The sequence below is a fragment of the Paenibacillus sp. FSL K6-0276 genome (assembly GCF_037977235.1).
GTDB lineage: Bacteria > Bacillota > Bacilli > Paenibacillales > Paenibacillaceae > Paenibacillus_AQ.
Map to the genome: position 1 here is coordinate 5,358,024 of NZ_CP150276.1, position 25,501 is coordinate 5,383,524.

Below are 25,501 nucleotides of genomic sequence, written 5' to 3' on the forward strand. Positions count from 1 at the left end.
TAACCCTATGGATTTAACACAACCTAGTCAGGAAAATGTTGAATATATGATCGAGGCCATCAAGAACAAACTGAAGATGGCAAGTGCTGCTGCGATGCAAGCCTCAGCTTTTTCAGTAGACAAATATGAAGATATCTTCGATGTCTATGAGGTAGCCATGGGCAGCGATAGACTCAGTATTTCTCAGGTGGAAGCGCTCGTCTCCGAACTCGGCCGTCTACGTCAGAAATAATTGTTCTGCGCGTACAAGTAGAGATATTAGGATAATTTATCTATTTAAAAAAGAGCCCCTCGCTACGTATCCAGAGGATGGATACGTAAGTCGAGAGGCTCTTTTATGATGTTCTTACTTCATGAAATGAAGCTGAAATTCTGTATCCGCATGGCCTACCCGTGTACCACCGTCATTGTAGATCACACCTGAAAATGCATGATGCAGCTTTTCCAAAGTATTTTTCTGACTGTATCCAATCTGATTTAGAATCCCCTGTACAATAAGTCCCCACTCTTCTTCTGATCCATCCAGAATCTTGAAGGCAATACCCAGTCGCTCGCGGCGCAAACCGAAGCAATATACACCCTTAAATCCACCCTTAGCAATAATATTATCATCTTCCAAAAGAATTGAATCGAGTCGTCCATGACCAGAAACCATCTCCGGATGAGCATTCATTGCCGCAGTGATCGTAGTGACCGCTTTACGAGTTGCCTCGTCAGCAATTAAATCAGGATTGGCTAATTTCAAATACGCAGTCGCCAAGGCTGTCAAAGGCATGGCAAATACCGGCAGACCACATCCGTCCGTACCTAGGCCAATACTGTCTGGTGCTACACCAGCCATATAAGCAATGGTATCTATAATCTCACGCTGAACCGTTTGCTCGGGCTGTGAGTATTCTTCAAGTGGCATTCCTTTGAGCTTACTATACGATAATATCCCCATGTGCTTGCCCGCACAGTTATGATAGAACTTTCTTTTGCCCGCACCGCGAATGGCATTCTCTCTACTCGTATAATCCAGTGGGTAGCTAGTGGCACATATCATTTGTTGCTCATCGATGCCAATCTTTGAGGATATACTCTCTAGCGCGGCAACATGATAGCTCTCTCCTCGGTGCGAAGCAGTCATTAAGGCAATCTCAGCGGGTGTAAATCCATAATGCTCCACGATTCCTCCACGTATGCCTGGTATAGCCTGTAGTGGTTTGGCCGCAGAACGAGTAAAGGATACAAACTCAGGATCACCTGCATATCCCTTTACGTTCCCGTTTTCTCCTACGATAGCAATATGTCCACTATGGACACATTCCAGTAAATCCGACCGATACTCTCGTACTAATACTGTTTCCATGATATCTCTCCTCTTTTCTCTAGATGCTCTATAACTCACAAGGATTTATTAGTATTCTACATTTAATGAATGCTAGAAAATAACCCCGTGCTCCGGGGATTTTTTGTACGCCACATACTCCCTTAAGTGTTAGTTCCATGAGGAATTTTACTCCTATTTTCATCATTCTTCAATCATGAAGCTTTCAAACAAGCATAAACACCTGCGGCGTCCTTAAAGGACAGAGCGCGTTTGTGCGAGAAATATCAGAATATTAGTAGACGTGTGAAACTTATACTTTCTGATATTTTAATAAAAACCACTTCCTCCTCAGATTCTTGCTCTTCTGAAAAGGAAGTAGTTTTTATGGAATTCAGCACTGGTTTACAATGAGTGCACTATCTGTTTTAACCTTTGCTTGCACCCGCGGTCAGACCGTCCACCAGGAAACACTGAAGAAAAATGAACAGCAACGTGACCGGAAGTGCAACCAGCATTTGCTCATCTCCCCTTTATTCATGAGTGATCAGACCTAACACGCATAGAAAAAAGAAGCATACAAAAAAGGTACAACCTCATTTGCACAAAGTGCCGAGGTTGTACCTTTTCAGGTAACAGTGCCTTTATTTTGTATGCGTATTACGAAAAATCAAGTTCGTTCGCCCTCATTCTATAATGCCCATAATTTGGATTACAATCAGAATATGGACCCAAACGGGACGAATTAATAATGTTTTTCTTGATCATCCTTATATTTTCTCTTTATTTCAATTGCAAACTAAATATTCCATATCGAAAATTCACGCGAAATAATCTCTTGCTTTGATCTTGAGGGGTATGGTAAGATTCAGACAAAATTTAAAGGCAATGAAACCGCCAAGGGTTCAACCTCCGAAAATCATGAGGTTGGCCCTTTTTTGCGTTTACATGCCACGAAGGGATGGAAATTGAATATGATTCAACAGGAAACCGTTTATCACCGAATGGGACAGAATTGGTCATATGCCTACGATGAGTCTACACTACACATTCGCATCAGAACTAAACGGGACAATGTATCACGGATCGAACTTTTCTGTGGAGATAAATACGGGTGGGACAAAACTCATGAAGTCCTTCCAATGCAGCACCTGGCTTCTGACAGCTTATTCGATTATTGGCAGGCCGCGGTCCGTCCTGTTTATCGCAGACTCGCTTATTACTTTGGACTTTATGATGGAGATGAGGTCCTTTATTATTTGGAAAAAGGCTTCTTCTCAGAGCCTCCAGTCATAATATATGAGGGCCTATTCGACTTTCCTTTCTTGAACCGTGAAGATGTACACTCCCCTCCAGCATGGGTGAAGGATGCAGTATTTTATCAAATTTTCCCGGAGCGTTTCGCAAATGGTGATCCTACCAATGATCCGGCAGATGTGCTGGAATGGGGCGGCACGCCGAGTCCCCGGAATTTCTTCGGAGGCGACTTGCAGGGTGTACTAGATCATTTGGATTATCTCTGTGAATTGGGCATCACTGCCATATATTTCAATCCTCTATTCGAGGCAACCACCAATCATAAATACGACACAAAGGATTATCTCTTGGTGGATCCTCATTTGGGAACCAACGCATTGCTAAAAGAACTTGTGGATTCCTGTCATTCCAAAGGCATCCGCGTCATTCTTGACGGTGTCTTTAATCATTGCGGCCATACCTTCCCGCCATTTGTTGATCTGCTCGCCAATGGGCAATCTTCTCGTTATGCTGACTGGTTTCATGTACGTGAGTGGCCACCACAGGTTATCGACAGAATTCCCACCTATGACACGTTTGCATTTGAGCCTATCATGCCAAAATTCAACACTGAGAATCCTGAAGTCAAAGAATATCTGCTGAATGTTGGTCGCTATTGGATTGAGGAGATTGGTATAGACGGCTGGCGGCTTGATGTCGCGAATGAAGTCTCTCATACGTTCTGGCGACAATTCCGTGATACGATCAAAAGCATTAATCCAGAAGCCTATCTCGTAGGAGAAATCATGCATGATCCCTTGCCGTGGCTACTTGGCGATCAATTTGACGCCGTTATGAATTACCCGCTAACCAATATTCAGATTAATTTCTTCGCTCACGGACAAATCAATGCTGCACAATTTTCTCTATCGATTGCTACTATGTTAGCGAATTACCCGCAGCAAATTACAGAGGCTACCTTCAATCTATTAGACAGCCATGATACAACTCGTTTCCTAACCCTTTGCGGTGGTGATATTCGAAGATTAAAGCTAGCCGTTTTGTTCCAAATGACCTTTCAGGGAGCACCATGTATTTACTATGGCGATGAAATCGGTATGGAAGGTAGCTATGACCCAGATAACCGAAAATGTATGGAGTGGGACATCCAGAAACAGAACAGGGAACTGTTCGAATACTATCGCTGGATGATCGGTCTTCGTAAGTCGCATACTGCATTCCGTAGTAGCGGGTTTAAATCGCTGGAGATCCCGGACCACCCAAGGCTGCTTGTATATGAACGGTGGGACGAACACAACCGCTTCTTAATCGTGCTCAACAATGAAGAGGTATTAGTCGGCGCCAACATTCCTGTGCCCGGGACGGACGCTATATGGCTAAACCTAGAGACGCAGAAGCGAACAGAAACCTTCACATCATTACTACATCTGAATCTGCCCGAATTCGGCTATGCGGTATTCCAAGCTGTTAATAATTAGTCCATAACAAGAGTCTCTCGCAATCTACGCCTTGCTCATCAATTGTTTCAGCCTATACGCCAAAGTTTAAATACGAAGTAAGATAACTTATAAGGAGTGATTGGTGATGAGTAACGTAGAACATAAAGTAGAGCATGAAGTAGAGCATGAAGTAGAAAACGGAAGCAACTTTTTCAAAGGCATCTTTATTGGTAGCTTAATAGGTGCTGCTGCAGCCCTGTTATTTGCACCAAAGCCTGGTCGTGAAATGCGCAGTGATCTGTCCGATAAACTTACGCTTGCTACTGACAAAACCAAAGAAGTTGCTGGCGTCGTAACCGACAAAACCAAAGCCATTGCCACAACGGTAGGTGAAAAAGCAACCGATCTGGCTAGTACGGTTTCAGTTAAAGCCTCTGATATCTATACTACTGTCAGTGACAGCAAGCAGCAAATTGCCGCTACTCTTCAAGACGTAGGCAGAAAAATTGGTGACACTGTAAGTGAAGCCTCAAATAATGTCGCCTCTGATGTTAAAGACGCTTCTAAAGATGTGGCTGACGAAGCCAAAGCATCCTCTAAAGAAGTCGCCGATGAGGCTAAAGATGCGAAAGAGGATGTGAAATCCTCCTATAAATCCAGTTACTAATCTGCGGCATAATACAGCTATCATTTCATCCGACAACAGCCAGCTGTTCACACAGCTGGCTGTTGTTTAGTTATATCCTTTATAACGTTTCAGCGGATTCAACTGATACTTAATGAATGCCCGTTCGGGCTACAGAAAGCAGGGATGTTGCATGGGAGAATCAAACAGCCAAACAAAAGCATTTGAAATTGATGAACATCCTTTCGAGCTACGACATGAAGTAAAACGCTTAAACAATCGCCTCGATAAGATTGCTGAATCACTGGAAAAATCAGAATTCAAAGACATTCTCGATAATTACTCAGATCCGAAAAAAAGAATTATCACAAACTTGATGGCCGGTATATCCCGAGGTCTCGGACTGTCTCTTGGAACGTTCGTAGTCCTTGGTGTACTAGGCTACATTCTTAGTCTGTTTCTTGATGTTCCCGTGATCGGAGAGTACCTTGGCGAAATCAAAAAATACATCGATGCTAATAGCTAACTGTAGAACACAAATAAAGGACATGCAATTCTCCAAGCAGCGGAGAGAGGCATGTCCTTATCGTCGACTAAACGAAATCAAATCCAAGTAATGTATACTACTTATAAAGGAGCTCAATAGGATGAGTTGGCCATAATCTGCTTTAACTTCTCAGTGGCCCGCTTCTGTATCCGTGAAACGCTCATCTGTGAAACCCCCAGCTTCTGGGCGATTGCCCGCTGGGATTGACCATCTTGGAAGGCTAACAGCAACACTTGCTGCTCTTGCTCCTTCAATTGCCCTAGTGCTTGCTGCAGATCCATTTGTTTCTCTACAGTCTCGTAGTCGTTCGCGTCAGAGCTGATAAGCTCTCCTAGCGTAGCTCCGGTCTCCTCTTGGGAAAGCGGCGAATCTAGAGATACGTAATGGTAACATTCTCTGCCTGCCAGCACTTCTACAGTTTCTTCAACAGACAGTTCAAGATAATGAGCAATCTCATCCACCGCAGGAGAACGTTCCAGCTTAACTGTTAATTCATCAATAGCGTGTTGAACAAGCGCTCCCTTTTCTTTAATCCGTCTAGGAACCTGTATGTACCAAGATTTATCACGCAGATAATTTTTCATATGTCCAATCATGCTTTTCATCGCATAGGGCTCAAAAGGGATTCCGAGACTGATATCATATTGCTGCAGTAACCGGATGAGCGCCATTTGCCCGACCTGATATAAATCCTCATACAAGTCGGGGCGATTACGGGAAATTTTCCCAGCAGCCATTTTTACCATAGGCTCATATTTCTGTATCAGCAACGTCGCCTGATCGTTATCCTTGGTCTGCTGATACTCCCAAATTTGGGTGACTGCTTCATTCATGGACTCGGGGGGAGTCACCTTTTCACTCATACTTTCTCCTCGCTAAAATTAAGGTGCTTCTTCAAAGTTACCACCGTCCCTTTTCCGGCTTCACATACGACACTAACGTCATCCATCAACGCTTGCATTAAGTAGAACCCTAACCCGCCAACCTGAACGTCACTTAACTCCTTATCATGCAGTGTCATACGTTCATTAGACTTGTCCAAGCCGTCAAAGCTCTCCCCCTCGTCTTTGACTGTAATGGATAAGGAGCTTTCTTCTACCTCAAAAATAACATCTACTACTCCGTCTTTTTGACCATAAGCATATAATACTGAATTGTTACACGCCTCTGATACTGCCACTTTCATGTCTTCTATATCCTCATAGGTGAAACCCATTTTCGAGGCAATGCCGTATAAATTCAACCTAACAATATCCACATACTCTGCGCTAGCAGGCAACTGAAGAATTACTTTTTGCACATCATCACTCATTCTTTGTTCTATCCTTTCCTAGTGGGAATTCTCTTGGGAGGCAAAAAACTTGGAAATACCAGTCATGTCAAACAGCTTCTGAATTTGTGGAGGAACATCCTCAACCATAAACTTAACGTCCATTCCTTGTCTTGATTTCAGGATCGAAAGTAGAATACCAATCCCTGTGCTATCGATGTATTTTAATTCTTTTAGATTAATAACTAGATCTAGTTTTGTATCTCCCACAAGCGGCTCCATCACCAGGCGGAAATCGGAAGCAACTGACAAATCAAGTTCACCGCTCAGGAAAACTGTACATATATTTCCTTTGGTTTCTGTCTTAGCATGGAACTTATTACTTTTATGCGTATTCATTAGACGATCTCTCCTGAACAAATATTTTCTATTTTAATAACCTTGATGACATACCCTTGAATCAAACAACGTAAAAAAACGGATTGGTAAATACTAGATTACGCCTGAAAAATAGACATGTCAGGTTCAATTATCAGATTGTCGTTGCTAGAATATCGAGAAATAATTTGTTTTATACTACTCATCTTCAGAGGTTTGCTGATGTAATCATCCATTCCTGAGGCCTTACAGCGATTCTGAATCCCATCCATGACGTTCGCAGTCATTGCAATGATAACGGTCTTCTTGGCATCAGGACCACCGTCTCGACGAATTTGGGCGGTCGCCTCCAAGCCATCCATCACCGGCATTTGAAGATCCATAAAGATAAAATCATAAGGCTGCTTAATCGCCATATCCACAGCCTGTTGACCATCTTCAGCCATATCCGCCGCATAGCCCAGCTTATCCAGCATGCTAACCATTAAACGCTGATTGATCGGATGGTCATCCACAACAAGGATTCTACTTCTCCCCTCTTGATTGGGAACAGGATGAGTTGATTCCTCTTCTTGATATCCGCCTATCAAATCTTCTCCTGGCACGGAGGCCTGAATCGTAAAGATAAAGGTGGCTCCTTTTTCCTCCATCGATTCTACCCGAATTTCTCCGCCCATCATTCCCACAAGAGATTTACATATAGCTAGCCCCAGACCTGTCCCCCCATATTTCCGTGTCATGGAAGAATCAAGCTGCGAGAAGGGCTCAAATAATCGGTCGCATTTTTCAGGAGAAATACCAATCCCCGTATCCATGACTGTGAATTCAACTTCCACCTTATGATCAGCAGCGTTCTTGACCGAGGCGACTAAATAGACCCCACCTTGGTTTGTAAATTTAACAGCGTTAGCGATCAAATTGATTAAAACTTGGCGTAAACGAGCCATATCCCCATATAAAAGTCTAGGTAATTTCTGATCAATAAAATAAGCGAGCTCCAGGTTCTTCTTTCCCGCTTCCATCGAAAAAAGGCTGAACACCTCTTGAATACAATTTCGGAGTTCAAACAAATGCTCTTCGACTTCCATTTTTCCGGATTCCATTTTAGTGAAATCAAGAATGTCGTTTATAACCGTAATCAACGTATCCGCACTTTTCCGAATGATCTCCGAATATTCCTTTTGCTCTGGCGTAAGATTGGTCTCCATTAACAGATCAATCATGCCAACTACGCCGTTCATAGGTGTACGAATCTCATGACTCATCATGGCTAGGAATTCCGACTTCGCTTTAGAGGCAATCTCCGCCTCTTCCTTTGCCTTGATAAGTTCACTATTAATGTTTTCCAGTTCTTTCGTCTTTTGCTGCAGCAGCATGGTTTGAGTCTGATGCTTCTTGCTCGTGATGTTCATTTCGACAAAGCTTTGTATCTTAGACTTCAAAATTTGTGGAATGAAAGGCTTGACCATATAATCAATAGCCCCTGCCGAATAGCCTGCGAATAAATGCTCTGCTTCTTTGCTATTGGCAGAGATAAAAATAATCGGGATTTCCTTAGTTTTTTCTCTGGCTTTGATCAATTTTGCGGTTTCAATTCCATCCATACCCGGCATCTGTACGTCTAGTACAATGACAGCAAAATCATACCTTAACAAACAGCGCAACGCTTCTTCACCGGAGGTAGCTTTAATTAGCTCATAATGCTGACTCTCAAGCACCGCCTCCAGCGCCAGCAAATTTTCAGGACGGTCGTCTACTAGTAGTATATGAATTGGTTCTTGAAACCCCATAGGACCACCCTCCTACATGCGTTATTTTATGTTACGGTATATTTTCTCCACTCTGTCTAAAGATTCATAGCAATCGCTATATTTCGAAAAGTGAATGGACTCTTTAGAGCCCAGAACAAGGATTCCAAAGCGACTTAGACTTTCATGAAACAACCCGTGAACATGATCTCGAAGCTCATCATTGAAATAGATCATTACATTTCGGCAGAAAATAACATTGAATTCATTAAAAGAAGTGTCAGTGGCTAAGTTATGCTCAGCAAAAATAATATTTTTGCGTAAATAAGGTTGTAAAATTACCGAGTTATACTTCGCAGTATAATATTCGGAGAATGCCCGGGTACCTCCTGCCTCCATATAATTCTTTGTGTACTGCTTCATTCTACTAATATCATAAACGCCTTCCTTAGCCTGCTGTAAAGAACGCTCATTCATATCTGTGGCGTAAATTCGAGCTTTATCATAAAGCCCTTCTTCATGTAGCAGAATGGCCATAGAATATACTTCTTCCCCAGTGGAGCATCCGGCATGCCAGATACGAATATAGGGATAAGTTCTTAACAAAGGAACTACCTTCTGGCGAAAAGTTAGAAATAATCCCGGATCCCTGAACATTTCAGTAACAGGAATAGAGAGACTGTAGACAAATCGTTCAAAACAGGCGCGATCATGCAGCACCTTCTCTTGTAACGCGGATATGCTGAGTACATTCTCCGCATGGACATGATGCCAGATACGTCGCTTCAATGAAGGCAACGCATAATTCCGGAAATCATAGCCATATAAACGGTGTACCCCATCAAGAAGCAGCTCAATCTCTATTTGCTCCAATTCATCACTTCCCGCCATGACGGGCTGCTCCTCATATCCGTGTTCTATTGCTTTCATTGTTATCCCGACTCCCTTATCAACACGCCGTACTTTTAAAGAATGGCTTTTTGTTAGTTCTTTTAAAGTATTACCCCAATATTGAGGTTACGAATACAGCCAGACTCGCATTAAAGATAGAAGTTGACCTGTTGCGATTGGCTTCTTCATATAGTCAGAGGCTCCAGCTTCAATACATTTGGCACGATCCTCTTTCATTGCTTTGGCGGTAAGCGCAATAATAGGCAGTTTCTGATACTGCGGCATCTTGCGGATCCGGCGCATAGCCTCGTATCCGTCCATCTCCGGCATCATCATATCCATAAGCACAAGATCGAAATCTTCTTGCTCTACCAACATTTCCAGCGCTTCACGTCCATTCTCCGCAAACTTCACTTCCATGTGATACTCTTCGAGAACACTGGAGAGCGCAAAGACATTGCGAATATCATCATCGACGAGCAATATCTTCTTTCCTTCGAACAATTCTTCTTTATTATGAAGCTTCTGCAGAATTTTACGTTTATCTTCCGGAAGATTGGCTTCTACCCGGTGTAAGAACAACGTTGTCTCATCCAATAACCGTTCTGGAGAACGTACATCCTTGATAATGATTGATTCCGCGTATTTGCGCAGTTGCGTCTCTTCTTTACCATCTAAATCCTTACCCGTATAAATAATAATAGGTAGATCATTTAATTCCTCATCATCACGAATCTGATCCAGCAGATCGAAACCTGTCATATCCTCAAGCATCAGATCCAGAACCATACAATCATACCTCTGCTTCCGCAGCTCATTCAGTGCCTCACCGCCAGTTGAAACTGCGGTTATAGCCACATCGTCATGACCGATCAATTCCATGATGGAACGACGTTGAATCTCATCATCCTCTACAATCAGCAAATACTTCACTGTACTGGAAGTATAGTTCTCAATTTGCGAGAACGCCCGCTCAAGGGCCTCTCTAGAAGATGGTTTTCTTAAATATGCCATAGCCCCCATCATAAGCCCCTGCTTCACTTCATCATTCCCAGAGATGACATGGACAGGAATGTGACGGGTCTGTGATGCACTTTTCAGCTCTCTAAGAATGGTCCAACCGTCCATAACCGGCAGATGAATATCAAGAATAATTGCATCAGGCAGATAAGTCTTCGCCATCTGCAATCCAGTATCACCTTGGAGGGCTACCAGTCCTTTAAATTTGCGGGCATGTGCCATATCCAGCAATATTTTAGCGAAGCTCTCATCATCTTCAATAATAAGCAGAACCTTATCATTTGCAGTCAAATGTTCACGGTCATCATCTATCACCAATTGTGGGATAGGTGCATGGACCGGCGTTGGTACAAGGGTTGGAAGCATATCTCTAATATATTCCTCGAAGGTTGCATCCTCTTTAGAAGCAGCAGCTTCTATAGCTGCAAGTTGCCTATTATAATTCCCTTTAACCGGCAAATACATAGTAAAGGTGCTACCTTGGCCCTCACGTGATTCCAGCACAATAGCTCCGCCCATTAAACGTGCTAACTCACGGCTAATGGACAAGCCTAGGCCTGTACCCCCAAATTTACGGCTGGTTGTACCATCTACCTGTTGGAAGGCTTCGAACACAATATCGGTTTTGTCCGCCGGAATACCAATTCCACTATCCTTCACAGCAATAGCAATATATTCAACTTCTCTTGGCAGATCTAGCGGAAGAAGATTGGTATCTGCTTGGCTAACCGAAAATTCGATGAATCCTTCCATAGTAAATTTAAATGCATTAGAAAGCAGATTTCTTAGCACCTGCTTCAATCGATGACCATCGGTAATGACGCTATCTGGCAGCGGATCGTTAAAGGTAATCTGTAAAGAAAGTCCTTTTTTGAGTGCTTGCGGAGCAAAATTCTGCTTCACAAAGCTCTTCAGCTCGGTCAATCTAATTTCTTCTTGGTTCAGTTCCATTTTGCCTGCATCAACCTTGGACAAGTCCAAAATCTCATCGATCATTTTAAGCAAGTCAGCACCTGACATATAAATCGTATGTGCAAATTCAACCTGCTTCTCTGATAAATTGCCATCCTTATTCTCCGTAAGTAGCTGAGATAGGATCAAGAGACTGTTGAGCGGGGTTCGTAATTCATGGGACATGTTCGCTAGGAACTCAGATTTATATTTACTAGTAACGGATAATTGCTTGGCCTGTTTCTCTAATTGAACTTTTGCATGCTCAATTTCATCTTTCTTCTCCTCAACCTCCTGCACTTGTTCCTCTAAAGCGCGGGTCTTGGCAATAAGTTCTGTATTATAATGTTCCAGTTCTTCCTGCTGACGCTGGAGCAGTTCTTCCGACCGTTTAAGCGCATCCGTCTGCTCCTCCAAATTCTCATTGGAACGACGCAATTCCTCTTGCTGAGTCTGTAATTCCTCTGACTGACACTGTAGCTCTTCCGTAAGAGCTTGTGAATCACGCAATAATTTCTCCACGATCAGACGACGGCTAATATTATTAAAAATAATACTTAAATTATTCGCGAGTTGTTGCAGCAAATCATTTTTCAGACTGCTAAACGGTTGGAATGAAGCGAATTCTACCACGCCGAGCAGTTCGTCTTCAAAAATGAGCGGATGAATAGAAATATATCCTGGTTGTGCATCCACGAATCCGGACTTAACGAATGTATAGTTTTCAGGAGCCTGCTCCAGTCTGATCGGATGCATATCGAGCGCACTTTGTCCTACGAGTCCTTCTCCAATCACAAACCCTTCCTTAGGTTTCTTATCACTATCTACTGCATAATAACCACTGCTTCGTAAAAAATCGGGACGATTGGCATCTTTCAAATATACAGCTCCGAACTGGGCTCCCAGCACAGGAGTAAACTCGTTGATAAAGGTCTGTGAGACCTGATCCAAGGAGCTAACACCTCGCAATAGTTCCGTCACCCGGGCAATATTCGCATTCAGCCAGGATTGATCATTCTGCGCTTGCGCATAGGCCTGTTCCATCTGCTGTTTCTGTTCAAGATCTAAAGCCATTTTCTTAAAGACAAGGGCAACCTCACCAATCTCATCTTTAGTAGTAACCTTTATGCGCCGTATAGCCCTTACTCTACCGTTGCCAAAGCTAGTAATCATCATTGAAACGACATTAAGCCCCCGAGTGATACTTGGGATGATCCATAGAACCACGCCAAGTCCGAGAAGTAAGCCTAGAATCATCATTAGGACTACCATCTGAGTCGAACTTTTATAAGCTTCGTTGGCCTTCGTACTCTCTTCGTTCATAATAAAAGCATTATAATCAGAGAGACTATTCAGAGCGTTTAACACTGCACTCTGAATCGCTTGTCCCTCTGTGTTGGAATACGTGCTAGCATTCTGAAAATAACCTGCCGATAACAGTTTCAATACCTTTTGCTGATAATTTAAATAGGTGGTATACGCATCGTCTATTTGATTAACCGTTTGCATTTCTTCAGCGCTGGTCATCGACGCTCTTATTTTCTCATAATGCTCATTCGCTTTAGTAATCTTTTTTTCAATCTCATTCTTTTGAGATTCTACCGATGATGCATCTGCACTTAACATGGTCGTGGTCAATATTCGCGCCATATCATTAACTTCTCCACGCATCCCTGAAGAAGAACGCCCCTTCATATATCTATCCTGATACCCTTGCAGTTGGTTATTCATATAATTTAACCGGTCGTATCCTATCATCGTAAGTGCAAGCATAATCGCTAACATAGCACCGAAGCCAATTAAGAGCTTAGCCTTTATCTTCATTCTCTATCTGTTCCCTTCTTCAGTGAGATCCACACTAAACATTTATCATCATCACGCTCTTTTGGAACCTCAACATTGAAAAAGGTAGGCCGAATAGCCTCTTCGTTCCATTCATGTTCAACATTTAAATGTTGAATCATAAATTCCAGCTGCTCCTCTTGTTCGCCCTCAACCAGTTCCAGTAGACCATCTGTATAAAGAACTAGATGCCCTTCATCTTCATAGGTTAAACTCTGTGTCTGAATATCGATCCGTTCAAACAGGCCCACAGGGTGGCAGTTACTTTCCAGCAAGACCGGAGTCTTAGCCTTGCCCTCAAAAAACAGCGCAGGTGGATGTCCCGCGTTGACATAGTCAATACGCTTCAGACGGGTATCTATCACTAGATAAATGGTCGTAAAGTAGTATTGGATCAACTTTTTCTCAATATAGAGTTGGTTAAACCTTCGATTGAGCTCCTGAATTACTTTTTCCGGCTCTACATACGTAGTTACCGTATCCTTTAGCACTGAGGCCAGAAACATACAAAAAAGAGATGACGATATTCCGTGTCCCATAATGTCCAGCAGGATCACTCCATATCGGCCATCACCAAGGGGGTACCACGCATATAAATCACCAGCCAGCTCTGAAGAAGGCTGATAGATGGCATTGACCTCAAAATTCTCATCCTGTAGTGGCAGGCTTAATACAGCATTCTGAACAAGTGCTGCCAGTCTCAATTCCTCCTGAATTCGCTGATCTCGTTCCTTATGCCAATCTTTCTCTTGCTTCAGCCGCAGCGCGAGCCGAATTCGGGCCATCAGCTCCACTTTATTAATGGGTTTCGTAACATAATCTACTGCACCTGCATCCAGTGCTTCTGCTAGCTTCTTGGAATCACCAACAGCTGTAACCATTATTATTGGAATATCCTTAAGGTGTTCGTATTGCTGTACAACACGACATGCCTCGATTCCATCCATCTCTGGCATCATCATATCCAGTAAAATCAGATCAATATCTGACATCCGAAGACGTCCATCTTCAATCACAGAACCGATACCCAGCCGCTCAAACATCTCTTTTGCAGAGGATGCGGTTACGAAATTTCGGTAATCTTCTTTTTTCAGGATTTCACGGATAATGATAACATTAGTCGGATTGTCATCTACGATTAAGATTCTCATCATCTTCACCTCACACAAATAGTATTACGAACGTAAAATTCTGCGACTTAATACCAATATCATACGCTATTTGAAGCTGTTAATTTTATTTTCATAATATGTAAAAATAGTAATAGGTTCATTTACGTCTTCAGCAAAGTAACCTCCCGAACCACTACAGCTAGTGGTTCGGGAGGTTACTCTATGGTAAAGACAGCTTCTGTTTATTAACCCGAATAATCAAAAGTGAACCACATTAAGAAGAAATGCTATCAAATAAATCAATGCCTTCAAATTCTCCACCCAAATTACAATATATTTTGAGCGCATTATTTCCTCTCATATATACGTCACCATCTTCAGCTACAAAGTGCGGTTTGCCCAAGGTCGATTGCAGATTATCCTTCACGGGATCAATCTCTACTCCATTCACATGTAGGCCAAACTGCTGCGCTTGAGAAGGTGAGACATGCACATACAGTACAAACCCATCACCAACACCCACTGTCACATCTGCGTATTGGTACTCCTCTGTCCCTTGCAATGGATCATTTGTTACCGTAAGCGGATTGCCCTTGGTCAGAAGCAGTTCTTCCTTCGTGGCATATAAAGCGACTCCTTGTAGTGAATCAAATCGATTTATAGAAGGGCTGGTTTCTGAGGCATGTTCAAATGTGAGAACTGTCTTAGGCTGATCACTAAAAGTCGAGATAGGCGTCAACTGTGGAGACGCATCAAAGTATGGGGAAAGTAGACTAAACAAAAGAATGATAATGTTCATGTTGTTATCCCACCTTTCTTATCTGCAGCCGCCATTTACAGAAGCCTTGCTGCCTTAACTTTAATGACGGATTTTTTTCCAAAGAGTTGCAGCTACATCTACACCTTTTAACACAGTAGCTATTTTCCCCGGTGCTTTATCAGCATTTACGGCGTCATAGGAGTTAACCGTACGTTCCTCAGCTGGCGTCAGCGGAGCCTCTTTTATGGATACTCCCTTACGCTTCTCCCTCAGTTCATGCGATTTACGATATTTCTCAATCACAGTTACCGACACTTGCTTGACAGTTAGAGTTAACTCATTCATAACATCCCCCAGATTCTTTACAGAATCTATGACAGGATCAATCTTTTGGATCTTGTTCTGTACATCGGCTGTAATTTCATTTGCATGTCTGACTGTAGTCTTCACTTCATAAGTAAGCTCATCCATCGTCTTCTGAACTTCCACCAAGGTCTGGCTAACTTTGTCGAGAGATTCCTTCGCTGACTGCAAGGTCTTAATTAGAAAGAAAACAAGTATTGCGAATGCGATAGCAACTAGAGCTACACTTAGTTCAATGATCATATTCATAACCCCTTCCAAATCTCATAAATAGCGGCTAATCAGCCTTGTATACTGCATAGTTACCCCTACTCCCATAAGCCGAAACATCTTGTCGAGCGTTGTCAAAACTCCCTGCTCCCCTTTGTTTCAGAATCAAAGTCCCCGTTTATACAATGACTACATTGATCAAAAAAGGATTGGTGATATGTAATGTTAAAATGGTCCGCAATTCTACTAGTTGTCGCTGTAATCGCTGGAATCTTTGGTTTCTTCAATCTTGTGGCAGCCGCCGCAGGTCTTGCAAAGATACTATTCTTCGTCTTCTTGGTTCTGTTTGTTGTTTCCCTCTTCACGGGACGCAGAGGTAGATCGATGTAGCCTCCTCCCATATCTATCCATATATCTTATTCATCATGCAGAAAGTATAGGTCATTCCCACACGGATGTCACTTGAGAAAATAAGAAAAAGTATACTTACACTAATTCTTTTGAAACGATCATTACGCCATCGGATATTGTTCCAGCGACACCACAGGTGAAGTCATTACAGATACTTGGGGCAATGAATGGAGAGAAATTTACACTTGGCTAGGAAAAGCGTGGGTTAAGGTTCCTGTAGCTGCCAATTTAATTATGCGATGATTTGAATACGAAGGGGGTGGCCAAAGCAGCCATTAAGTGGCCGTTGATGCATCCTCTTTTTTTGCGGAAAGTGCAGTTGTACCAAACAGACGATAAAAGAAAAGGCTACCCCCTCAGTAGAAAATTCTACTGAGGGGGTAGCCCCTGCGCTTACGCCCGCCTTTGTTCACCCGTCACAACCATGCGATGCTGTCGCTTCCTTCGTACCTATATAATTAGCGAATGACCGAGCCCCCGTAGAGAAAACGATTCATCCAAGAAGCGCTTAATTTATCTACTTTTACCCCGCCTGAAGCTACGGAATACGTATGTAGAATTTGTCCATCTCCCAAATAAATAGCAACATGCGATATTCTTGCCTTGGATTTATCAATCCCTTCATAGGCAGATGCTGAGGTCCCTTTATAATCCATAAAGAACATTAAATCGCCGCGTTTCAAACCTGAAATAGACGTAACCACCGTACTATTCGATTTCACCCAATCTCCCTGTTGACGGGAATCAGCAGGGAGTTTTAGATTCACAGCATCAATGAAAATTTGCCGGATAAAATCAGAACAATCAAAGGTACTTGTATTATATCTGCTGGATCCAAACTCATAAGGTGTTCCAAGATAACCCATACCGGCAGAGATTACACTCTCGATTTGGGCGGAAGCCCCAGGCGTTGAAATAGGTGGTATTGGTGCTGGTGGTGGCGTTGGTGTCCCAGTTCCCCCGTTAATACCAGCGAACGAAGTATATTGATCACTTGAACTTATATATCCAATGCTACCATCAGATGTTAGGATTTGATACCAATAGCTGTTCGGCTGTGCCAGAAGTTGTACTTGTTCCCCCTTCTTCAGAAGTCTCAGTACTTTTCCGCTAGTAGAAGGAGTAATTCGAAGATTCACTCCGTACTTAATAGTTCCCGTTTGTGCTGTTGGTGCTGTTGGTGTATCTACTGAAGATGATATTACGCTGATATACTTATCTCCCGTACTTGTATAACCTACGGATCCATCTGCTGTTTTCACTTGAAACCAATAGCTATTCGGTTGCGCCAGAATCTGCACTTGATCTCCCTTTTGCAAGTACTTTACTACTTCTCCATTTGTAGAAGGTGTGCTGCGAAGGCGAACACTTGCCTCGATGACTGCTGTTTGACCAACTGCTGCCACCATGACTGAATTTGATGGACTTGAGGCTGCTGCTGCATTTCCAGGAGCAGATACTCCTAAACCTGCAACAATTACAGCTGAAACCAACAAGGATGCTGTTAATTGCTTATGTGATTTAATCATACGTTCCCCCAATACCATGATGAGATTTCAACAAAGGTGTGTACTTCATTCCTTTATGCCCTCATTATAGGCTTGCCCGGGATTTGGAACATGCTCCAAATTGCACATATAATCATGCCACTTTATGGTAAAATACAGGACTAAAGTCTTGATTCCTCCTTGAATATGTTTGTTTTTTCCTTAAAATAGAATTTTAAATTTAATCTTTAGGTTCCACATGCACCTGCACATTCATAATATTGTGTAGCTTGCTCATTCTCTCTTCAATGGAATCACTGATCTTATGACCTTCCACCACTGTAATGTTCGCGTCTACCTCCACTACGACATCCACATGCACATGATTACCATGAACCCGTGCCTTCACATCTTTAATCCCCTCTACTCCCGGCGTTCGAGCAATCGTACTACGTAGATCCATCAACTTATCTTCATCAAAGCCATCCGTAAGTCGGTAGGTCGAGTCACGGAAAATGTCCCATGCCGTCTTAGAGATAATCAGTCCGACAACTACTGCCGCCGCAGAATCAATCCATGGCAGTCCGAACTGAGCACCCACAATCCCAACAGCAGCACCTATACTAACCATAGCATCAGAAAAATTATCTTTGGCCGCTGCCATTAGTGCCCCACTATTAATTTGCTTAGCCAACCTTTTGTTATATATGTATACTCCCATCATTGCCACTGCACACACTAGAGCCACACCGGCTGACCACAGCTGCGGTGTTTCCTTTGCGCGATCGAAAAAGGACCGCACCGCCTCCACAATAACTTGAATACCTACTACCGCCATAATAAAAGAGGCCAACAATGCAGCAACTGTCTCTGCCCGGAAATGTCCATAAGCATGGTCAGAGTCAGGTGGCTTCCGCGAAATCCGCAAACCAATCAACACGGCTACAGATGCTACGATGTCGGTTAAATTATTAACCCCGTCTGCGACCAGTGCACTAGATGCGAATAAATATCCACTAACCAGCTTGAATGTCGATAAAATGAGGTAAGCCGCTATGCTAACCCAAGCTCCACGCTCGCCTTTACGTATATCTTCGTAAATATCAACCATTTTTGGCTGTCTCCTCGTTTTCCGTTTTGTTTAAAGAAGAAACGACGTTGTCATCCTTTAAAGATGACCACCGTTTCTCGTAAAAATATAAGGATGATGTATAGTGTGTAACTTATACGTTCTTATATTTCCAGAAAAGAATTCTTTCAATTATTCTTGCCCTTGTGGCAACATTTAAAAACAATTAGAATAAAGTGAAGGACTTGCTTCGAAGGAGGTTATCATAATGAGCGAAAGCAACGAAAAAGGAAAAATCAATTTAGCCGAAGCTATCCGGCAAAAGCTGGAGCAGAAGAAACAACAATCTTCCTCCAAACCTGGATCTACTTTTCAAGCCGGCTCCGCCAAACCGCTAAAAAGTCAGAATAACAAAAAGCCTAACAACCAGCGCCGTCGTACCGGCGGATCCTAGTACTATCTTATATTTAAACATAAATGGCTGCGTATCCCTCAGGGGCAACGCAGCCATTTATACGTTCGTCCGCCTTAAAGGATGGGTTAGAACTCATCAAATTCATAACTGATTTTAAGTTGTTATACATAAAGACAACAGCTGCCCTAATCCGCTAAGGATTAGAGCAGCTGCTTCTTGAATGCTCTCCGCAAGCGGAAAACATGAATGAATTATACTTCTACAGGATACATGTGTTGGCGCATTTCCTTAATTTCAGGATTCTCCAAATACTCATCATAAGTCATCGTGCGATCAATTACACCAGTAGGTGTAATTTCGATGATACGGTTAGCAATCGTTTGGATGAACTGATGGTCATGGGAAGTGAACAGAATGGTGCCGTCGAAATCGATCAGCCCGTTATTCAGTGCCGTGATGGATTCCAGATCCAAGTGATTGGTAGGTTCATCGAATACAAGCACGTTCGCACCGTTGAGCATCATCTTCGCCAACATACAGCGAACCTTCTCGCCCCCGGACAGCACACTAGCTTTCTTCAGTGCTTCTTCTCCGGCGAACAGCATCCGTCCCAGGAATCCGCGCAGGAACGTCTCATCCTGATCTTTAGAATACTGACGCAGCCATTCTACGAGATTCAAGTCCACGCCATCGAAATAGCTTGAGTTGTCTTTCGGGAAATAAGCTTGAGTTGTAGTTACTCCCCATGCATATTCACCCGCATCCACTTCCTGCTCACCCATGATCACATCAAACAAAAGTGATTTAGGCTGGGAGTAAGGACCCACGAAGGCAATCTTATCCCCTTTGTTAACTACAAAACTGATGTCATCAAGAACCTTCTCACCATCAACCGATTTGGTCAATCCGCTGATTGTCAGAAGCTGCTTACCCGCTTCACGTTCAGGTTTGAAGTTAAGGAACGGATATTTACGGTTGGAAGGACGAATGTCATCCAGCGTAATTTTCTCGAGTTGTTTCTTACGTGATGTCGCTTGTTTAGACTTGGAAGCATTAGCCGAGAAACGTTGAATAAAGGCTTGCAGTTCCTTGATCTTGTCTTCCTTCTTCTTGTTCGAATCACGCTGCAAAGCTTGAGCAAGCTGACTGGACTCGTACCAGAAGTCGTAGTTACCAACGTACATCTGGATTTTGCCAAAATCAATATCCGCAATATGCGTACATACTTTGTTTAGGAAGTGACGGTCATGGGATACGACGATAACAGTACCTTCATAATCCATGAGGAAGTTCTCTAACCAGCCAATAGATTCGAGATCCAAGTGGTTGGTAGGCTCATCGAGCAGAAGGTTATTTGGACGGCCAAACAAGGCTTGTGCCAAGAGTACCCGTACCTTCTCATTGCCGCTCAGTTCGGCCATTTTCTTGTCATGCAGTTCACGCATAATTCCAAGACCGATCAGCATAGCAGCCGCATCCGGCTCTGCATCCCAGCCATTAAGTTCAGCAAATTCGCCTTCAAGCTCACCGGCACGAAGACCATCTGCTTCCGTGAAATCAGACTTCGCATAAAGCGCGTCCTTTTCTTTCATGATTTCATAAAGACGAGTGTGACCCATAATAACTGTTTCAAGCACTGGGAATTCATCATACTCGAAATGATTCTGCTTCAGAACTGCAAGGCGTTCACCAGGTGTTATATGAACATCACCCGTGTTCGCTTCGATCTCCCCGGACAGAATTTTCAGAAAGGTTGATTTACCAGCACCATTGGCACCAATCAAGCCGTAGCAGTTACCAGGGGTGAATTTTATGTTTACATCTTCGAAGAGAGCTCGTTTTCCGTAGCGGAGTGTTACGCCGCTTGTGCTAATCATTACGCATTACCATCCTTTTCACTTTAGGGTTTCGGCTCATTATAGCATAAAATCAGTGCAAAAATCCCGTGAAATAGGCATTTAAGCTGATCTCTCTCCTACGAAACTTATTCCAACTGTTTTACGGCGCCCTCTTTAAGGAGGAATTTTTTCAATTATTCCCCAGATGTGCGATTCTCCGGTTGTACGACCAGTGTTTCTCCATAACTGAGTGTACGAATTCGGTCCTCAGAAATCTCATGCTTAATTCTGGCGCTCTCCATGCGATCCAGCGCTTCCCGGGCCGTATCATCGGCAAGTCTGAAGGTACCATAATGCATCGTAATCATGGTCTCCGCTCCTACATCTAGGAAAGCTTGTATGGCTTCCTCAGGATTCACATGCTGAGAGGTCATGAACCACTCCGGTTCATAAGCCCCAATCGGCATAAGCGCGATATCAATCTTATAACGGCTTCCGATCTCCTTAAAACCTTGAAAATAACCACTATCCCCAGCGAAATAAAGGTTCGGAGAAAGCTTCTGATTTCCGGATTCGGCGGGCTCCAAGATGTACCCACCCCAATGAGAAGTATTCGTATCCCAAGGCGTCCTCCGCGTCCAGTGCTGGGTAGGCACAAAACTAAGCTTGATCTTACCTAGCTTAATCTCCTGCCACCATTCCATCTCCACACAGCTGCGGAACCCTTTGCGGAGCATTTTGCGTTTTAGACCTATAGGAACAACCAGGGTTGTCCCTGCCCGATATAATTTACGGATGGACGCTATATGCAAGTGGTCATAATGAGAGTGCGAGATCAGAATCAGGTCAATCGGCGGCACTTCGCTGAGCGGAATCCCAGGTTGTCCCAGTCTTTTCTCAAAACCTAGCCTTCTCGCCCAGATGGGATCCGTAATAATATTCATCCCTTCATATTGAAGGAAAAATGTTGAATGCCCAATCCACGTAATGGTAGACTCCTGCTTATTCTCCGACAGATAAGACAATCTGGGCGGCGTATTCGGAACAACGTATGAATAGTCCTTCTGCTTCCGACGACGCTCCTCACGCCACTGGCGAAATTCTTTTAGTGTTTTATCGGTACTTACATTGTCGACGTTATGGTAACGAGTTTTAGGCATACAACACCTCTTCTGCAGAAGTTTGCCGAGCAATCCTGGCTTTAGCGAATATACTACAACTATATTGAACAGAAGCGTATTTTGCAAAATATACAATTGGCATGATAAAGGTTCGCCCTTTTCTCCCACAATAATGCAGACTTTAGCGAAATAATAGGAGAGATCTTTTGTGTTTCACGCCAGAAATGAGGTAAAATGCGTGTAAAGACCACGGTGCACGTACCGTTCAAGGGGGAGCTACGTATGAAGATTACATTTATTGAACCGACTCCAAGTCCAAATACGATGAAGCTTCATTTGGACGAAAGTTTAGACCCCGGAATTCGCAGAACCTATACTCCAGAAAGTGAGCGTTCTGCACCTGCTTGGGCACGTGAAATGCTAACGATACCAGGCGTTACAAGCATTTATCATGCTGCTGACTTCGCAGCACTCGAACGCAAGGGTAGCGCCGATTGGGCGGCGATTCTAAGAGAGGTTCAAAGCCGCTTCGGGAGCAGTGAAGGTTTAACTGGGGATTGGAGCCTAGCCGACGAGAATGCCGGCACTCATTTTGGGGAAGCACAAGTCTTCGTCCAAATGTTCCGCGGAATTCCGATGCAAATCCGCGTAAAAACGGGCGCGAATGAGGAGCGCATATCCTTAGCCAACCGCTTTACTAAAGCGGTTATGGATGTGGCTAGCGCCGTTATGATCAAAGAGCGCAAGCTCACCGATTACGGCGTGCGTTATGGCGAGCCCGCGGATATTGCACGCGAGGTCGAGCAAGAGATCGAGGCGGCGTATCCACAGAATCGCCTCGACTCCCTCGTGCAGCAAGCCACTGCGCACGGAACCGAAGGTGAGTTCGTCGAGCAAAGACGAACTCGCAGTCAGGATGAGCTGCTGCGAGACCTGAAGCATGAGGATTGGCGCGTGCGCTACGCCGCGCTAGAGGATCTTACGCCGACGGTGGAGCTCCTGCCGGAGCTTAAGGCGGCGCTACACGATCCCAAGCTGCACATTCGCAGGCTTGCGGTCGTGTATCTGGGCGACCTCCGCACGCCCGAGGCGATGGAGCTGCTCTATGAGGCGATGGCTGACAGCGCGCCAGCCGTAAGACGTACGGCTGGCGATACCCTGTCCGACATCGGCGATCCTGCCGCCACGCCGGTGATGACGGCGGCATTAACGGATAAGAGTAAGCTTGTCCGCTGGCGCGCAGCTCGCTTCCTTTACGAAGTTGGGACATCCGAGGCCCAAGATGCCCTAACACTTGCGGCGGACGATCCAGAATTCGAGGTTGGTCTTCAGGCCAAGATGGCCTTGGAGCGGATTGCCTCCGGAGAAGCAGCGGCAGGCACCGTCTGGCAGCAGATGTCAGAACGCCGACGTACTTAACACGTACCTACCTGTTTTTGTCATTGCTTTGAACAGTGAACTTGCTTTATACTAAGTCCTGTTGTTTATAAATGAATGAAGTAAAGATAGCCTCGTCATACTAAGATGAGGTAGAGGTCGCGGATATAAAGAGTAAGCGTGTGGAGACGTTAGAGCCGTCTATGAATCGCGCCGAAAGGGATATCTGCCGAAGCTTGCACTGTTGCTCTTACAGCGGTGCAGGCTGGGGCCGTTGCCGAAAGGCACGGAACTGTCACATTGTATAACCTGAGTGAGTAGAAGTAGCAGGTTGCAGTGTGTTGCGCTATCTTCACAGGGAGTATGATGCGGAGCTGTATAGATGGAAACCGCAGACATAGTCTGCGGTTTCTTTGCGTTTACAGAATTTGTATGTTTCGTCATTCATCCATAACGTTCTGGAAATCACGAAGTATACCTCCCGATCTCGGGAGGCTGCAGCTCAGCACTCCCCGTTCATGAACAGAAAGATTAGATCATAAGGAGTGTCATAATCATGCAGGGCAAGCAGCTAAACCCAGCGCAGGGCAATATGAATCAAGAGCCCGCGCTTAAAAAATCGTTCAAAGCAAGACATTTGACCATGATCGCGCTTGGCGGATCTATTGGTACTGGACTGTTTCTGGCCAGTGGCGGCGCGATCGCTTCAGCAGGACCTGGTGGGGCCCTTCTCGCCTATACGGCTGTGGGTGTAATGGTTTATTTTCTCATGACTAGTCTGGGGGAGCTCGCCACCTATTTACCGGACTCCGGGTCCTTCAGTACTTACGGCACTCGTTTCGTCAGCCCCGCCTTTGGCTTCGCCATCGGTTGGAACTTCTGGTACAACTGGGCGGTTACGATTGCAGCAGAGTTATCAGCGGCTACCGTCATCATTAAATACTGGTTCCCGGACAGCCCTTCCTTTATTTGGAGTCTGGTGTTCCTACTGCTGATGTTCGGCCTAAACTTCTTATCTGCCCGTGGATACGGGGAATCAGAATATTGGTTTGCCATTATCAAAATCATTACCGTTATCGCCTTCCTCGTGGTCGGGGTCCTCATGATATTCGGCATTATGGGTGGAGAAGCCGTAGGCTTCAGCAACTTCCAAATCGGGGGTAGCTCCTTCCACGGTGGCTTCTTTGCCTTCGTCGGGGTCTTTATGGCAGCCGGATTCTCCTTTCAGGGTACCGAGCTAATCGGCGTTGCCGCTGGTGAGAGTGAGAACCCTCGTCGCAACGTCCCAATTGCGATCCGCCAAGTATTCTGGCGTATATTAATCTTTTATATCCTTGCCATATTTGTAATCGGAATGCTGATTCCTTATACGAATCCAGATCTGCTACGCGGTGGCATCGATGATATCGGAGTCAGTCCGTTTACGATCGTGTTCAATAAAGCCGGGCTTGCAATTGCCGCATCCGTAATGAATGCCGTCATTCTCAGCTCTGTACTGTCAGCCGGCAACTCCGGAATGTATGCCTCCACCCGTGTCCTGTATGCAATGGCTAAGGATGGCATGGCTCCGCGCGCACTGGGCAAGCTCAATCGCCGTGGTGTCCCTGTTGGCGCTTTGCTAGTAACTACAGCTGTTGGAATGCTCGCCTTTCTCGCTTCATTCTTTGGTGACGGTGCCGTATATAACTGGCTATTGAACGCCTCTGGTATGTGTGGATTTATTAACTGGCTGGGCATTGCGGTCTGCCACTACCGTTTCAGACGTGCTTTTATAGCACAAGGCCACTCACTAGATGAACTTCCTTACCGAGCTAGATGGTTCCCATTCGGACCTATCTTTGCCTTAGCACTTTGTATTGTAGCTATACTTGGTCAGAATATGGGCTCCTTTTCAGGTGGAAATATCGACTGGTATGGCATCGCCGTTTCTTATATCAGCTTGCCTCTGTTCGTCTTAATCTGGGTCGGCTATCGCTGGTTCCGAAAGAGTAGTATTATTCCTTTGGATAAATGCGATCTAAGTACTCACCCAGAATAAATAGACTCGTTAAAAAACAAGTA

General features: G+C 44.3%; 22 protein-coding genes, 1 pseudogene and 1 riboswitch. Of the genes and pseudogenes, 8 read left to right on the forward strand and 15 right to left on the reverse strand.

Going from position 1 to position 25,501, the window contains the following annotated elements; all coding sequences use genetic code 11:
- The first annotated feature begins 7 nt into the window (after nucleotides 1-7).
- Nucleotides 8-232, forward strand: coding sequence for a DUF1128 domain-containing protein (locus tag MHH52_RS25240; RefSeq protein ID WP_042191840.1), 225 nt, complete (start codon nucleotides 8-10; stop codon nucleotides 230-232).
- Nucleotides 233-346: 114 nt separating this feature from the next.
- On the opposite strand, the gene MHH52_RS25245 is transcribed toward MHH52_RS25240, so the two are convergent.
- Nucleotides 347-1,351, reverse strand: coding sequence for an asparaginase (locus MHH52_RS25245; protein WP_340005068.1), 1,005 nt, complete (start codon nucleotides 1,349-1,351; stop codon nucleotides 347-349).
- A 386-nt stretch (nucleotides 1,352-1,737) separates the two neighbouring features.
- A pseudogene (locus MHH52_RS25250) lies at nucleotides 1,738-1,827 on the reverse strand (sugar ABC transporter permease); the annotation flags it as partial.
- A gap of 456 nt (nucleotides 1,828-2,283) precedes the next feature.
- Between MHH52_RS25250 and MHH52_RS25255 the strand changes: the two are divergent.
- The 3 genes from MHH52_RS25255 to MHH52_RS25265 all read left to right on the forward strand — a co-directional run bounded on the left by MHH52_RS25255 (nucleotide 2,284) and on the right by MHH52_RS25265 (nucleotide 5,156).
- Nucleotides 2,284-4,044: a glycoside hydrolase family 13 protein gene (locus MHH52_RS25255; protein WP_340005069.1), complete on the forward strand. Its 1,761-nt coding sequence runs from the start codon at nucleotides 2,284-2,286 to the stop codon at nucleotides 4,042-4,044.
- Nucleotides 4,045-4,150: 106 nt separating this feature from the next.
- Complete coding sequence (locus MHH52_RS25260) at nucleotides 4,151-4,672, forward strand: YtxH domain-containing protein (protein WP_340005070.1); 522 nt, start codon at nucleotides 4,151-4,153, stop codon at nucleotides 4,670-4,672.
- Nucleotides 4,673-4,823: 151 nt separating this feature from the next.
- A complete protein-coding gene (locus tag MHH52_RS25265) occupies nucleotides 4,824-5,156 on the forward strand; it encodes a DUF5665 domain-containing protein (protein WP_340005071.1) in 333 nt (110 codons plus the stop codon).
- 113 nt (nucleotides 5,157-5,269) lie between these two features.
- Here the strand turns inward: MHH52_RS25265 and MHH52_RS25270 are convergent, their stop codons facing one another.
- The 9 genes from MHH52_RS25270 to MHH52_RS25310 form a co-directional block, all read right to left on the reverse strand.
- Nucleotides 5,270-6,040, reverse strand: coding sequence for a sigma-70 family RNA polymerase sigma factor (locus MHH52_RS25270; protein ID WP_340005072.1), 771 nt, complete (start codon nucleotides 6,038-6,040; stop codon nucleotides 5,270-5,272).
- Nucleotides 6,037-6,489, reverse strand: a complete 453-nt coding sequence (gene rsbW, locus MHH52_RS25275) for an anti-sigma B factor RsbW (protein ID WP_340005073.1) — start codon at nucleotides 6,487-6,489, stop codon at nucleotides 6,037-6,039. The genes MHH52_RS25270 and rsbW overlap by 4 nt, the downstream gene beginning before the upstream one ends.
- 18 nt (nucleotides 6,490-6,507) lie before the next feature.
- On the reverse strand, nucleotides 6,508-6,846 hold the full coding sequence (locus tag MHH52_RS25280) for an STAS domain-containing protein (RefSeq protein WP_340005074.1): 339 nt from the start codon (nucleotides 6,844-6,846) through the stop codon (nucleotides 6,508-6,510).
- A 98-nt stretch (nucleotides 6,847-6,944) separates the two neighbouring features.
- Nucleotides 6,945-8,615 (reverse strand): response regulator, encoded by a 1,671-nt coding sequence (locus MHH52_RS25285; RefSeq protein WP_340005075.1) that lies wholly within the window; start codon nucleotides 8,613-8,615, stop codon nucleotides 6,945-6,947.
- Between the two features lie 21 nt (nucleotides 8,616-8,636).
- Nucleotides 8,637-9,503 carry a protein-glutamate O-methyltransferase CheR gene (locus tag MHH52_RS25290; protein WP_313640959.1) on the reverse strand — a complete coding sequence of 289 codons (867 nt, stop codon included), beginning with the start codon at nucleotides 9,501-9,503 and terminating at the stop codon, nucleotides 8,637-8,639.
- Between the two features lie 87 nt (nucleotides 9,504-9,590).
- A complete protein-coding gene (locus MHH52_RS25295) occupies nucleotides 9,591-13,259 on the reverse strand; it encodes a response regulator (protein ID WP_340005077.1) in 3,669 nt (1,222 codons plus the stop codon).
- The gene (locus MHH52_RS25300) at nucleotides 13,256-14,428 is read right to left on the reverse strand and encodes a fused response regulator/phosphatase (protein WP_340009824.1); all 1,173 of its coding nucleotides are present in this window, start codon (nucleotides 14,426-14,428) and stop codon (nucleotides 13,256-13,258) included. Before MHH52_RS25300 ends, MHH52_RS25295 begins: the two co-directional genes overlap by 4 nt.
- Nucleotides 14,429-14,663: 235 nt before the next feature.
- Nucleotides 14,664-15,188: a hypothetical protein gene (locus MHH52_RS25305; protein ID WP_313640957.1), complete on the reverse strand. Its 525-nt coding sequence runs from the start codon at nucleotides 15,186-15,188 to the stop codon at nucleotides 14,664-14,666.
- Nucleotides 15,189-15,248: 60 nt separating this feature from the next.
- Nucleotides 15,249-15,755, reverse strand: a complete 507-nt coding sequence (locus tag MHH52_RS25310) for a DUF948 domain-containing protein (RefSeq protein ID WP_340005079.1) — start codon at nucleotides 15,753-15,755, stop codon at nucleotides 15,249-15,251.
- A gap of 189 nt (nucleotides 15,756-15,944) precedes the next feature.
- Here MHH52_RS25310 and MHH52_RS25315 point away from each other — a divergent pair, with 189 nt between their 5' ends.
- Nucleotides 15,945-16,112: a DUF1328 family protein gene (locus tag MHH52_RS25315; protein ID WP_042131050.1), complete on the forward strand. Its 168-nt coding sequence runs from the start codon at nucleotides 15,945-15,947 to the stop codon at nucleotides 16,110-16,112.
- A 479-nt stretch (nucleotides 16,113-16,591) separates the two neighbouring features.
- Here MHH52_RS25315 and MHH52_RS25320 read toward each other — a convergent pair whose 3' ends face one another.
- Both MHH52_RS25320 and MHH52_RS25325 read right to left on the reverse strand, forming a co-directional pair.
- Nucleotides 16,592-17,662: an SH3 domain-containing C40 family peptidase gene (locus MHH52_RS25320; RefSeq protein WP_340005081.1), complete on the reverse strand. Its 1,071-nt coding sequence runs from the start codon at nucleotides 17,660-17,662 to the stop codon at nucleotides 16,592-16,594.
- Nucleotides 17,663-17,861: 199 nt separating this feature from the next.
- Nucleotides 17,862-18,731, reverse strand: coding sequence for a cation diffusion facilitator family transporter (locus tag MHH52_RS25325; RefSeq protein ID WP_340005083.1), 870 nt, complete (start codon nucleotides 18,729-18,731; stop codon nucleotides 17,862-17,864).
- Nucleotides 18,732-18,957: 226 nt separating this feature from the next.
- Here MHH52_RS25325 and MHH52_RS25330 point away from each other — a divergent pair, with 226 nt between their 5' ends.
- The gene (locus MHH52_RS25330) at nucleotides 18,958-19,143 is read left to right on the forward strand and encodes a hypothetical protein (protein WP_042131054.1); all 186 of its coding nucleotides are present in this window, start codon (nucleotides 18,958-18,960) and stop codon (nucleotides 19,141-19,143) included.
- 212 nt (nucleotides 19,144-19,355) lie between these two features.
- Here the strand turns inward: MHH52_RS25330 and MHH52_RS25335 are convergent, their stop codons facing one another.
- Both MHH52_RS25335 and MHH52_RS25340 read right to left on the reverse strand, forming a co-directional pair.
- The gene (locus MHH52_RS25335; protein ID WP_340005085.1) at nucleotides 19,356-20,981 is read right to left on the reverse strand and encodes an ATP-binding cassette domain-containing protein; all 1,626 of its coding nucleotides are present in this window, start codon (nucleotides 20,979-20,981) and stop codon (nucleotides 19,356-19,358) included.
- 155 nt (nucleotides 20,982-21,136) lie between these two features.
- Nucleotides 21,137-22,102, reverse strand: a complete 966-nt coding sequence (locus MHH52_RS25340; RefSeq protein ID WP_340005086.1) for an MBL fold metallo-hydrolase — start codon at nucleotides 22,100-22,102, stop codon at nucleotides 21,137-21,139.
- Nucleotides 22,103-22,345: 243 nt separating this feature from the next.
- Between MHH52_RS25340 and MHH52_RS25345 the strand changes: the two genes are divergently transcribed.
- Nucleotides 22,346-23,482: a virulence factor gene (locus MHH52_RS25345; RefSeq protein ID WP_340005088.1), complete on the forward strand. Its 1,137-nt coding sequence runs from the start codon at nucleotides 22,346-22,348 to the stop codon at nucleotides 23,480-23,482.
- 103 nt (nucleotides 23,483-23,585) lie between these two features.
- Nucleotides 23,586-23,797: riboswitch (Lysine riboswitch) on the forward strand.
- A gap of 235 nt (nucleotides 23,798-24,032) precedes the next feature.
- Complete coding sequence (locus tag MHH52_RS25350) at nucleotides 24,033-25,478, forward strand: amino acid permease (protein WP_313640961.1); 1,446 nt, start codon at nucleotides 24,033-24,035, stop codon at nucleotides 25,476-25,478.
- The last annotated feature ends 23 nt before the right edge of the window (nucleotides 25,479-25,501 follow it).